Here is a 12,523-nt window from a genome sequence, read left to right as displayed (position 1 = left end):
ACAATCAAATGTGGGAGCTGGCTTGTGTAGGAGCTGGCTTGCCTGCGATGCCGACGACTCGGTGCAACAGATTCACCGCATTGATTTCATCGCAGGCAAGCCAGCTCCCACATTTGACCGTCGCTTGGCTCAAGCTCAGTGCTGAGCTTTGTGATCCAGTGCGGCATAGAAGTTGGCGCTTTGTTGCAGGTATTTCTGGGTGTAGGCGGTGGTGCTGGATTTTTTGCCGGAGACTTCCACGCTGGCGGCAGCTGGCAGGGCCACGGTGGCGGAAACGGCGGAAGCGGCGATGATGGAGAAGAGGTTCAAGTTCATGGCGGTAACCCTTGTGTTCGTTTGGTTAGGTGGCCGGTGGAGGCCTTGGAACCCAACTTACGCCCGAGGGTTGAACCTTAGAAATGCTTTGAAACAGTAGCCGCTATTAATAGAATTAATACAAAGGGTCAGGCCCCGCATTGCGGGGCCTGTGGCTTATTGACGCACCAGGAACTTGAGGTCGCTGGGCGCATCGATCGATTGTTTCTGCACGGTTTTACCCAGCAGGCCGGTCCTGGGGTCGCGTTCGACCACCACGATTTCATTGCTTTTCTGGTTGGCGATCAGCAAAAACTTGCCGCTCGGGTCCAGGCTGAACTCGCGCGGATGGTCGCCTTCTACGGAGCGGCGCTGCAATTCCTTGAGGTGCGCGGTGGCCGGGTCGATGCTGAACACCAGCACCTGGTTGGCCGTGCCACGGTTGCTTACATACAGGAATTTGCCGTCGCTTGAGGCGTGTACTGCCGCACCGGCCTTGTCGGACACCGGCTGCCCGGCGGCAAAATCGACCAACTGGGTCTGGCTGAGTTTGCCGTCGTTGTAATCGAACACCGCGATCTGGGCGCTCATTTCGGTGGTCAGCCAGGCATGTTTGCCATCGGCGCTGAACAACAGGTGGCGCGGGCCGCTGCCCGGTGGCAATTGCACAAAGGCGGGATCGGCCGGGGTCAATGGCAGTTCGTGGTTGGCCTTGGGGTCGTAGTGGTAGGCAAACACCTTGTCGGCGCCCAGGTCCTGCACAAACACATACTTGCCGTCCGGCGACGACACCACCGAGTGCACATGGTTGGAGGCCTGACGCTCAGGGTTCACGCGGCTGGCCGGGTGCCCGCTCAACTGCACCGGCGCCGAGAGCTTTCCATTGGCATCAACCGGCAAAACCGCCAGGCTGCCGCCCGGATCTTCCAGCACCGAATAGTTGGCGACAAACAGGTAACGGCCATCGGCGGCCAGGCTCGAATGGGTAGGCTCGTTGCCCAGGCTCTGGACCTGGTTGATCAGGCTGAGCTGATGATTCTGCGGGTCGATGCTGTAACTGCTGACGCGGCCGACCGGGTCGTTTTGCCCTAGGCCGTTCTCGTTGACCACAAACAGGTGCTTGCGGTCTTGGGAAATCGTCAGCCACGACGGGTTGGCGGCCTTGGCCGCCAGCACGGGCTTGCCACTGAACTGGCCGGTGCGGCTGTCAAATTGCAGGCGGTAAATACCTTCGCTGGTGCCGGCGGTGTAGCTGCCCACCAACAGTTCATAGGTGTCGGCCGGCGCGGCTTGCACCGACATCGCACCGACACTGCCCGCCATCAGCAGGGGCCAGAATTTACGCATCATCATCCGCTTCGTCCTCGTCGTTATTGTTGCCGGTGACGCCACTCAAGCACACCAGGCGATGCTCGCCCGAGTCACCGGTAAGGGTCCAGCTTTGCAAGGTTGGATCAAACACCGCCGCGTTGACTTGCTCCAGGCTGAAACTCCAGCGCTTCTCGACGCGACCGTCCATGCAAATGATCAGCAGTTTCTGGTCATCCAGGCTGAAATCGAAGGCGTGCAGCCCATCGATTTCGACCATCTGGCAGTCTTTAAACGCATCGAGCAAGGTAGCGGTGTCGGCAGTCATAACCATCAATCATCAAGGGGAAAGACCTCATGATAGAGCAAGTTACCGCATCAGCCTAAGCCCCTGCCTTAAACACACCAACGCCTAGCGTGAAGTACCCTGATACCGCTTCCACACCACGAGATTGACGTTAACTCGCCATGACCCCTGTGAGTTTCAATTCACTAATCGTGGAGACCTCTAAACATGCAAGCACCCTCCAGCAACGAGCCGCAAACCACCGTCGCGACACGCACCGAACACCCGAACATGGCCGCTACCATCAGCGCGCTGTTCGCAGACCGCCCCACGCTTGAAGCCGTTATCCAACACATGCTGGAAACAACCATCAGGCAAAAATACCCCGGCTTGGCGCTGGACCTTTCCCGCACCCAGTTGGCGACACCCCAGGCCGATGGGAGCCACGCCTTCGAACGACTCACGACAACAGCACTGGACTATCTGGCAGCCGGGGCCGCCCTGGATTTCAGTGCGGTCGGCTCGCAGGCGTTTTTCCTCACTGAGCAGGCCCCCATCCCCATCTGCACCCCCACCGGTGAGGCGCTGGACATGAGGGAGATTGAGGCACTGATTCGCGAACTGACCTGGTCGCTGCCGATCGGCCTGCAAAATGCACTGACCGCCTATTGGAACCCGACCGGCGAGCTGCCCAGCCGCTGGAGGTCGCTCAGTGACAGCCTGGTGCAAGCGCTGCAGATTTCAGTGCTGACCCAGCCAGGCTTGAGCGATATCGAACGCCAGACGGTACAGCAGGTCATTGACCTCCCACAGTGTCGTCCGCGCTGGTCGGAAAACTATAAAAGCAACACCCGTGTCTACGAGCTGGAAACTTACCTGAACAGCGCCAGCGGCAACTCGGTTCTGTTCGCTCCCGCGTTGCTGCTGGAACGTACCGTCGATACGCGTACGGTCGTGCTGTTATGTCATCCGGGTGGCAAAATCGAAACCTTTGCCTCGATGGAGGCCTTCAACCAGCATTGGGGCAGCGCCCTCACCGCGCAATACCGCGTCGATTCGTTGAGCTGCAAGCGTTTCGAAGTGTATGGCGATGTGTTCGGGCATCAAGCCGAACTGATCCTGAATCAACAATTGCTCGACATTGAAGCCGTGCAACTGCCGTGCACCTTCGGCAAGGCCAAGTTGCAAGCGCTTTACCATGAGCTCAGTGACCCGGCGCCCTACTTTGCCAACTCGACCCAAGTCCAAACGCCGTATCAAAACGTGCTGAGCCCGCGACTGCCGGACTGGCTACAAAACGCCTCGCCCACCCTTAAACAATACTATTCTCGCGACAGCCTGGGGTTGGCTACCAGCAAGCTGAAGAGCAAAGGCCAAACTTTTCTCAGCGCCATTACGGATATCCACGCGTTCACCACTGCGGCCTTGTCAAGCGCGCTTGACGCCAAGCAGCGAAGCCTGCCCGCGAGCGACGAAGAGGCTGCGTTACCCCACACCTATGCACCCGACAACGTGCTTGTCACCGTGGCGCCTGTTGCTGACGCCGAAGACACGTCGCAGAGCGCCTCCACCGAGTCGATGAGCCTGACGGAGTTGCTCATCACCGGCCTGAAAGGCCGCCCTGCAGGCGCCTTGACTCTGGCGCATCGTGACGGCCTCACCCTGCCCGACTGGTTGTCGGCGGACTTCATCACCCGCACCGGCGGGCTGATTGAGCAACTCGACATCGGCAAGGCTTATGTCGACTACCTCCAGACACAGTTATTGGAGCGCACCCCAGAGGCTTTCGAGCGCCGGCGCAAGCTCGTCGCCCAGCTGTGTTATCAGTTGCCGTTGCAGGCGCTGGAGCTGCATCTGCAACAGCCGAGCAGTGTCAGCGCACTGGGCGCCGAATACGTTGCCACGTTGCTGCAGCACCACCTCAACGAACCCTCGGTTGGCAGCGAAGGCTTCGCCGACACCCCCTCCGTGATCATCCAACCCTTGGCACTGTTACGCGCAGTGCAAGCGGAACCTGACCGAGTCAGCGCGATGTTCATCATCGAAACGCAGGGCGAGACCCAAGGCCCCCACCTGCTTTACCGTCCTTTTTATGCACCCTCCTTTTGTGAGTTCGCCACACGCGAAGCGCTGTTGAATGCCATCGCACAGCCGGGAGACCTGCAAAACAGTGTGCTGGCCTGGTTGCCGGATGAGGCCCGGGCCGTCTATGACAACGGTGGTTTCCTCGCGCCCCATATCCTGGATGTGGGCCGGGATGATTCACCGCCACTCCCTGCACAACTGGCCAGCCAGAACGTGCTCACCGGCAGGAAGTTCTCGAACGCACAGTCCTTCCTCTACTACCACCTCGTAGAAGCGCTGATCAATTTAGGGGCTGATAGCGCGCCGCTGAATGCACCAAAACGCTGGGCTGCCTTACTGGAAATGAATGAGGGCCCGTTTAATGCGTTGCTGCTGCCGCAACAGCAAGCACCTGTGTTGCTGACGCCTTGGCTTGGCACGCTGGCGAACCCATTGACGCCTGATCTGCCTGCACTCAACAGCCATGAGCCCCTCGCACGGGAAGTGGCCATCGCCAATCTGACCCTCAACCTGGGTAGCCTGCTCACCGAAAGCATGCCGGTTGCCACGGCCTCCGAACCTGTGGACACCACGCTCAAAGACCAGGCATTACGCCCGCCGGCGCCACGCCAGCCCCAAGCGGGACGGCAGCTCTCGAGCGACGTGGCACTGACGGAAAACGTCATTGGCTACTACTACGGCGCCAACAAGAAGCTCGATTCGGCACTGGAGTTTGACTACACCTTTTTCCAGAACAGAATGCCGTATGGGCATTGGGCGAACGTCACCAGCTTTTTCGGCTTTGTCTATCTTGAAGAGCTGCCTGAAGCTTCGCCGGACGGCCCGTACCGCGGGCTGTACCGGATCGACAACGCCTGGCACTTGATCGCCTATGGAATTCACTTCAAGGTCACCCTGCTCGACGACGAGCGTGTGGCGATCGTTCGCGATAATCCCAGCACCCACGGACCGCGCGTAAAAGTCGACGCGCAAGGCAACTGGTCGTTCGATATGAGTCTACGTGTGAAAGGCGGCAGTGTGCTCAAGCGCCTGGCTACCGAACGCCAGCGCAGGGCCCAACGCGCGCACGCCGAGCCAGCGGCGTGAGGTGCATGACAAGCTAAGCCTTCGCCCGCCATGCCTTGAGGGTAAAACGCCCGATGGGTCAGGTCGGGCGTTTTTTCCGGATTGCCGGCGGTGAACCGGGCTCAGTGTGCAAACAGCGAATTGCCCTTCTGCCCCGCCAGCTTCTCGGGTTTGATCAGGAACCGCGCCAGTGCCGGCAACAGCCACAGCGCACCGAACATGTTCCAGAGCAGCATGAAGGTGAGCATCAGGCCCATGTCGGCCTGGAACTTGATGGCCGAGAAGATCCAGGTGCACACACCGATGGCCAGGCACAAACCGGTGAACAGCACGGCTTTACCGGTGGACTTGAGCGTCTGGTAGTAGGCCTCTTGCAACGGCAGGCCGGCGCGCAGGAAGCTTTCCAGACGGCTGTAGATGTAGATGCCGTAGTCCACGCCAATCCCCACGCCCAGTGCCACCACCGGCAAGGTCGCAACCTTGACGCCGATGCCCATGAAGGCCATCAGGGCGTTGCCCAGCACCGAGGTCAGCACCAGCGGCAACACGATGCACAGGGTCGCCGCCCAGGAGCGGAAGGTGATCATGCACATGGTCGCCACGCACAGGTACACCAGGATCAGGATGGTCAGTTCCGACTCCTTGATCACCTCGTTGGTGGCGGCTTCGATCCCGGCGTTACCGGCGGCGAGGATAAATTCCAGGCCGTCCCGGTTGTTTTCCTTGGCGAAGTCCTGCACCGCATGCACGGCACGGTCGAGGGTTTCGGCCTTGTGGTCGTTGAGGAACACCAGCACCGGCGCCAGTGAGCAATTGTTGTTGTACAGGCCGTCGGCGCGGGCAATGGAGTTGTTCAGCACGTCGGGGTTGCGCGACAGGGTTTCCCATTTGAGGTTGCCCTCGTTCATGCCCTTGATCATCTGCTTGGACACGGTCACCAGCGAGATCGCCGACTGCACGCCCTCGGTGTTCTGCATCTTCCACATCAACTGGTCGATGGGCGCCATGGCTTCATAACGCGAGCAGCCCTCGGCCTTGGTCTTGACCATCACCACCAGCACATCGGAGCTGGTGGAGTAGTTGCTGATGATGAAGTTGTTGTCTTTGTTGTAGCGCGAATCCGGGCGCAGTTCCGGTGCGCCCTGGTCCAAGTCGCCGATCTTCAGGTTCTGGCTGTACCAGAGGCCGCCGCCGAAGGCGACCAGCGCGAGCAGGATCGAGACGGGCGCAACCTTCGCGCTGGCGAACTTGGACAGCAGGCGCCAGAACGGGTGTTCGCGGTGCGCGTCCTTCTTGCTCTTGGCGATGGCACGCTTGCTGATGCCAACATAGGAGATCGCCACCGGCAGCAGGATCAGGTTGGTGAACACAATCACCGCCACGCCGATGGACGCGCCGATGGCCAGCTCGCGGATCACGCCGATGTCGATGATCAGCAGCGTGATAAAGCCCACGGCGTCGGCGAGGATCGCAATCATGCCGGGCAGGAACAGTTGCCGGAACGTGCGCCGCGCCGCGGTCAGTGCGTTGTCCGCTTCACTGGATTGCAGGGCGATACCATTGATCTTCTGCACGCCATGGGAAATACCGATGGCAAAGATCAGGAACGGCACCAGCATCGAATAGGGATCGAGGCCGAAGCCGAAAAAGTGCATCAGCCCCAATTGCCAGATCACCGCCACCAGGGTGGTACTCAACACCGCGACGGTGCTGCGCAGGCAGTTGGTGAACCACAGCAGCAGGATCAAGGTGATGACAAACGCGATGCCGAAGAACATCACCACCATCACCAGGCCGTCGATCAGGTCACCGACCTTCTTGGCAAACCCGACGATATGGATCTTGACGTTGGGGTTCTGTGCTTCGAATTTGTCGCGGATCTTGTCTTCGAGTTCATGGGAGAACTTGCGGTAGTCCAGGGCCAGCAACTTGCCTTGGTCCTGCGGGTCCGGGTAGGACTCCAGCAACGGAATATCGACGATGCTCGACTTGAAATCGTTGGCCACCAGACGCCCGACCTGGCCGGACTTGAGCACGTTGTTGCGCAATTGGTCGAGGCTTTGCGGCGAGCCGTTGTAGCTTTGCGGGATCACTTCACCGCCGGCAAAGCCTTCTTCGGTGACTTCGGTCCAGCGCACGCTGGGGCTCCACAGCGACTTGAGGCCCGAGCGGTCAACGCCGGAGATGTAGAACACCTCGTCGTTAATCTGACGCAGGGTCTCCATGTACTCCTTCGTGAAGATGTCGCCATCCTTGGCCTCCACCGAGATACGCACCGTGTTGCCCAGGTTGGCCAGGTCGTTTCGGTGCTCCATCATCTTTTCGATGAAGGGGTGCTTGAGGGGGATCATCTTTTCAAAGCTGGTGGACGGGCGAATCAAGGTCGCCTGCCAGAACAGGAAAATACTCACCAGCAGGCAGATGACGATCACTGCCGGGCGGTTGTTGAAGATCAGGCGCTCAAGAAAGGTCGCTTTATCGTTGTGATGACTGCTCATTCTTTCCCCGCCTTCTTATTGTTTTTCGAGTTCAGCGCCGGTTGGCTGGGCAACACGAACGCCGCCCTGCCCCGTCAGAATCAAGTTGCCATTGCCCGCCGCCGTGACCGAGGACAGTGAAATGCGGTCCGGGCGGTTGAACACGCTGAAGGTCTGGCCGTCGTCGTGGCTGATCACCACGCTGCCGCCGTTGCCGACCACCACGATGGCGCCGTCATCGAGCAACGTCGCACCCGACAAGCCGAACTCCAGGGCGCCGCGTGCTGCGTTCAACTCGACCTGTTCCCAGGTGCTGCCAAAATCGGTTGAGCGGTACAGATTGCCGCGCAGGCCATAAGCCAACAGGGTTTGTGGCTGCGCGGTGCCGATCACACCGAACAGCGAGCCTTCGTAAGGGCCTTCGAGTTTTTCCCAGGTCTGGCCGTCGTCGCTGGAGCGGAACATGCTGCCCTGCTCGCCGACGATAAACAGGCCGGCGCCCTTGATAGCGGCGATGGCATTGAGGTGGAACTGGTCTTCGTTGTCGAGGCGATCGCTCACGTCGTCCCAGGTTTTGCCGCCGTCGGTGGTTTCGATCAGCGCACCGTAGGCACCCACGGCCAGGCCATGCTCGGCATCCTTGAACCACACATCGAGCAATGGCGCTTCGCGCTTGAGGTCCTGGTATTGCTGGGCCCAGGTGGCGCCACCGTCGGTGCTGGCGAGGATCTGCGCGTCATGGCCCACCGCCCAACCCTGTTTGTCGTCAACGAAATACACCGCCGTGAGCAGTTGCCGGGTCGGCACTTTGGCTTGGTTCCAGGTGCTGCCCTGGTCATCGGAATACAGGATGTGCCCGCGATCGCCGACCGCCACCAGGCGCTTGCCGGCATGCACCACATCGATCATCAGGCCCTTGGCGGCCTTGGGGGATTCAATTGCAAATACCGGCTGTGCGCCGCTGGTGTCGCCGGCTGCCAACGCGGGTGTCGACAACACCCCAAGCAGCGAGAGCGCTGTGGCCAGCATCGCAACCTTGCGTGCGGCGCGCGGGCGGCAAACAGCCCAACCCATGACAGGCTCACTCATAGACCTTTCTCCCCATTTATTATTGTTAGGTGGTCTCGCCTTCCCGGGCTCTGAAACCTGCAATCTAGAGCGCCTGGAGGAAGCAGGGGCCATCCTATCGGGCTTTGGAATCGTCTGACAATCGGCGCTACGTTATCTTTTGTTAACTGAGGGTGTTTGGCGCCGGCCTGAATATGTCTGCATTACCCAGGCTGATGCTCGTTCCCTGGCGGAGTGAACTGTCGAACAAAATGAATTATTATTCCATCTATTGAATTATGGGAATTTTTATTCCATTAATAGCCTTCCTGACAACAATAATCCAAAGGACCACGGCGATGCGTGAACTCGGAATCGGCTTGATCGGCACAGGCTTCATGGGGCGCGCCCATGCGTTGGCGTTCAACAATGCCCGCGCAGTGTTCGAACTGCCGGTACACCTCAAGCTGGCAGCGCTGGCCGATGCCGACACCGAACGCGCCCAGCGTTGCGCCACGGCCTGGGGCTTTGCCCAGGCCCACGGTGACTGGCAGGCGCTGGTCAATGACCCTAATGTCGATGTGGTGGCCATCACCACGCCCAACCACTTGCACTATCCCATGGCCATGGCGGCGATAGCGGCGGGCAAGGCGGTGTACTGCGAGAAACCGCTGGCCGTGAGCCTGGAACAAGCCGACGCCATGCGCCGTGCCGCACGTGCGGCCGGCGTGGTCACGCGTGTCGGTTACAACTACCAGCACAACCCGATGATTGGCCTGGCCAGGCAGATGATCATCGACGGCGAACTGGGCGAGATCATCAGCTTCCAGGGGGAGTTCAGCGAAGACTTCATGGCCGACCCGGCCTCGCCCTGGTCGTGGCGCTGTGAAGTGGAACATGCCGGTGGCGCGCTGGCGGATCTGGGCAGCCATTTGCTGTCGATGGCGCGTTATCTGGTGGGCGATGTGGTGAGCGTGTGTGCCGACACACACACCGTGCATGCGCAACGCCCGGCCGTCAAAGGCAGCAGCGACCTGAAATCGATCGCGGTGGACGACCAGGTGCATGCCCTGCTGCGCTTTGCCAACGGCGCCCGTGGCACCGTGAGCAGCAGTTGGCTCAAGCAGGGCTACAAGAATCACTTGAGTTTTGAAATCAGCGGCACTCAAGGCACCTTGGCGTTCGATCAGGAACGTTTGAATGAACTGCGCGTATGCCGCGCCGGGCAGGACGGTTTCCAGCGTGTGCTCGCCGGTCCCGCCCTGCCCGGCTATGCCGCATTCAGCCCTGCCGCCGGGCATCAGTTGGGTTACAACGAGTTGAAGACCCTGGAAGTGCAGGAACTGCTCATGGCGCTGGCGGGGCAAGGCGCGCACGGTACCGACTTTGACGGCGCCTGGGCGGTCGAGCGGCTGGCCACCGCGATTCGCCTGGCCGCCCGTGAGGCGCGCTGGGTCGACGTCAATACGCTTTAAACAGCGTGCCCGCGGCGTGCACTGCCCGTGCGCGCCGATCCTTACGTGTGTTGGGCGTGCGCAAACTTACGCAAAAAAGAGCGAGTTATCGCGCCAAGCCCCTATTAGCCAAGCAACTTCCTTCGCACTAAAACTCCAGAACCCAACCCCACGCAACTCACAATCCCACACGCGCTTGTACAAAGCCCTGCCACACATTTACATCACCCACTGGAAATAACTATATGTCACACGCCGCAATATATACCCCGCTGGCACGCGCCTCAAAAACCACCTACCTTATTTATTCATCAGCCACTCCCCGACTTTATAATTTATTATTATCATCAAGAGCACTCCATGTTAACTCTCAAGCCTTATACCTTTACGCCCTTACACCTTACCCCGCCCCGAACAGCTTAAGCCCTCGTCCCTCTTCACAGGCTGCTACGCCTGCTACTTCCTCAGTATCTGACAGGGTTGCCAAAGAACTCACCCAGGAAGGATTCAAAATATGGGATAAGAACGGAGACGGCCAGATAACCATCGGTTATAAATTCTACAGCGCCTCCGATCCTACACAATCCTGGCGTAGAGAAAGCGGGGCAAGGCCATTCAGCGAAGCTCATAAAAAAGCCTTTAGAAATGCATTACGCGCCTGGGAAGATGTGGTTAAAGTCAAATTCATTGAGAACACCCAAAACGCCGATGCTACCTTATCAATTCACGGCACTGATGGCACCGGTGGCTTTTCCAGCATGCCAACTAACACAAACAACGCGTTGGACATCGGGATCGGAGTGGGCGATTCGCGTTTCCCCTCACACTCCTCAATGATTCACGAAATTGGCCACAGCCTGGGACTGGGACATACGGTCGGGCAGTACGCCGAAGACAACTTAACCTATACCGCCATGTCCTATAACCGCCATTGGTGGAGCCCTCAAGACCCAAACGGCGCCCGCGTCTCGGACAGCCCGTTAACGCCAATGATGCATGATATTGCCGCTGGTGATCTGCTCTATGGCGCCAACAAAAAAACCCGCCAGGGTGATACAACCTATGGCTTTAACTCAAACGCTGGGCGCGATCACTACAGTTTAAAAAATGCCAGTGACCTGACAGCCTTTTGCATATGGGATAACGGCGGTAATGACACTCTGGATTTGTCCGGTTACAAGCAAAACCAACGGATTAACCTCAACGCAGAGACACTGTCGGATGCGGGCGACAGGAAGGGCAACGTGTCCATCGCCAAAGGCGTTATAGTGGAAAACGCCATCGGTGGTTCGGGGCATGATGTGCTGATAGGCAACGCTGTCAACAACCGCATCACCGGCAACGCCGGCGGCGACACGCTGTACGGCGGCGGTGGCGCTGATACATTTGTCTACAAGCGGGCCAGTGACTCGCCGCCACAAAACCCGGACATGCTTAACGACTTCGTCAGTGGTGTCGACAACATTGATCTTTCCAAGGTCCTGAAAGACGCGGGTATATCAACCCCTATCTTCACCAGCGTTCTCACTGATCAAGCCGGCAAGCTGAGCGGGCGCAAAGGCGAACTGCTGTTGGACTATGATAAAAACGTCAAGATGCACAGGTTGATTCTTGATGTAAGTGGCAACGCTAAGTCCGTGCTGTTGATTATGAGCAAAAGCCCAATAAAGCCCACTGATATTTTGATTAATGCGGGTTCACAATCACCGACGGCATCACCCTCCCCTCAGCCAACGCCCAACCCAGCGCCTTGGCCCATGAATAAAAAGCCAGCGCCTACACTGACCCTACTCCCACTCGTATTACGCGATAACGTTGATACCGGTGATACCGTCTACGGGTTCAACGCCACGACCACTAAGCCTGGCATGCGGCTGACCTCTTCCACCGATAAACCTGCTTTCACCGTGACAGACCCTGAAGGTAATGACACCTTGGACTTTTCAGGTTTCGACCACAACCAACGCATCAACCTTATGCCGAGCTCACGCTCCAGCGTTGGCGGCCTGGTCGACAATGTGCGTATCAACAACAATACGGTTATTGAAAATGCCAGGGGTGGCCGAGGCCATGACCATATAACCGGAAACGCGGCCAATAACGTTCTGACGGGCGGAGCCGGTGCAGACAAACTGACAGGCAACGGCGGCGCAAACATTTTCAACTATGAAGCCGTCAGTGACTCGCCTTATCACAACGCTGACGTGCTGATGGATTTCACAACCGGCAAAGATAAAATCGACTTGACCACTATGAGTAATAAAACCCAAGTGCCCCTCAACCAGGTCAAGTATTACACAGGCCAAATCGGCGATACCATTATTGACTATTACCCCGCCACCAAAAAATACTACCTGGGTGTCGATATGACGGGAAATCGCCAGTCTGACTTTTTGATCAAAAGTTTTAAGCCGATCAACAGCCAGGATGTGATTGGCCTTAACCGTATCAACGACGGCCATTGCTGACCGTCTCGAAGGGCTTTAAAAGTGCGCGGTGTGAGGGCG

8 protein-coding genes are annotated in these 12,523 nt (G+C 58.5%); 3 read left to right on the top strand and 5 right to left on the bottom strand.

Going from position 1 to position 12,523, the window contains the following annotated elements:
• Positions 1–135: 135 nt before the first annotated feature.
• The 3 genes from QF043_RS11545 to QF043_RS11535 all read right to left on the bottom strand — a co-directional run bounded on the left by QF043_RS11545 (position 136) and on the right by QF043_RS11535 (position 1,930).
• Complete coding sequence (locus QF043_RS11545) at positions 136–315, bottom strand: hypothetical protein (RefSeq protein WP_056860271.1); 180 nt, start codon at positions 313–315, stop codon at positions 136–138.
• A 156-nt stretch (positions 316–471) separates the two neighbouring features.
• Complete coding sequence (locus QF043_RS11540) at positions 472–1,647, bottom strand: lactonase family protein (RefSeq protein ID WP_307418566.1); 1,176 nt, start codon at positions 1,645–1,647, stop codon at positions 472–474.
• Entirely contained in the window at positions 1,634–1,930 is a 297-nt protein-coding gene (locus tag QF043_RS11535) for a DUF5629 family protein (protein ID WP_307418565.1), read from the bottom strand. Before QF043_RS11535 ends, QF043_RS11540 begins: the two co-directional genes overlap by 14 nt.
• A 186-nt stretch (positions 1,931–2,116) precedes the next feature.
• Here QF043_RS11535 and QF043_RS11530 point away from each other — a divergent pair, with 186 nt between their 5' ends.
• Positions 2,117–5,059 (top strand): dermonecrotic toxin domain-containing protein, encoded by a 2,943-nt coding sequence (locus tag QF043_RS11530; RefSeq protein ID WP_307418564.1) that lies wholly within the window; start codon positions 2,117–2,119, stop codon positions 5,057–5,059.
• A 101-nt stretch (positions 5,060–5,160) separates the two neighbouring features.
• Here QF043_RS11530 and QF043_RS11525 read toward each other — a convergent pair whose 3' ends face one another.
• Together QF043_RS11525 and QF043_RS11520 are read right to left on the bottom strand one after the other, a co-directional pair.
• Complete coding sequence (locus tag QF043_RS11525) at positions 5,161–7,536, bottom strand: RND family transporter (RefSeq protein ID WP_307418563.1); 2,376 nt, start codon at positions 7,534–7,536, stop codon at positions 5,161–5,163.
• 15 nt (positions 7,537–7,551) lie between these two features.
• The gene (locus tag QF043_RS11520; protein WP_056860275.1) at positions 7,552–8,604 is read right to left on the bottom strand and encodes a YCF48-related protein; all 1,053 of its coding nucleotides are present in this window, start codon (positions 8,602–8,604) and stop codon (positions 7,552–7,554) included.
• A gap of 317 nt (positions 8,605–8,921) precedes the next feature.
• On the opposite strand from QF043_RS11520, the gene QF043_RS11515 reads away from it, so the two are divergent.
• Together QF043_RS11515 and QF043_RS11510 are read left to right on the top strand one after the other, a co-directional pair.
• Positions 8,922–10,037, top strand: a complete 1,116-nt coding sequence (locus tag QF043_RS11515) for a Gfo/Idh/MocA family protein (RefSeq protein WP_307418562.1) — start codon at positions 8,922–8,924, stop codon at positions 10,035–10,037.
• A 224-nt stretch (positions 10,038–10,261) separates the two neighbouring features.
• Positions 10,262–12,484 carry a M10 family metallopeptidase C-terminal domain-containing protein gene (locus QF043_RS11510; RefSeq protein ID WP_307418561.1) on the top strand — a complete coding sequence of 741 codons (2,223 nt, stop codon included), beginning with the start codon at positions 10,262–10,264 and terminating at the stop codon, positions 12,482–12,484.
• Positions 12,485–12,523: the final 39 nt, after the last annotated feature.

Source organism: Pseudomonas sp. W3I7, assembly GCF_030816095.1.
In the GTDB taxonomy this organism is placed as follows: domain Bacteria; phylum Pseudomonadota; class Gammaproteobacteria; order Pseudomonadales; family Pseudomonadaceae; genus Aquipseudomonas; species Aquipseudomonas salomonii.
The sequence above is the reverse complement of the archived record's forward strand: the minus strand, read 5'-3'. Positions and strand labels throughout refer to the sequence as shown.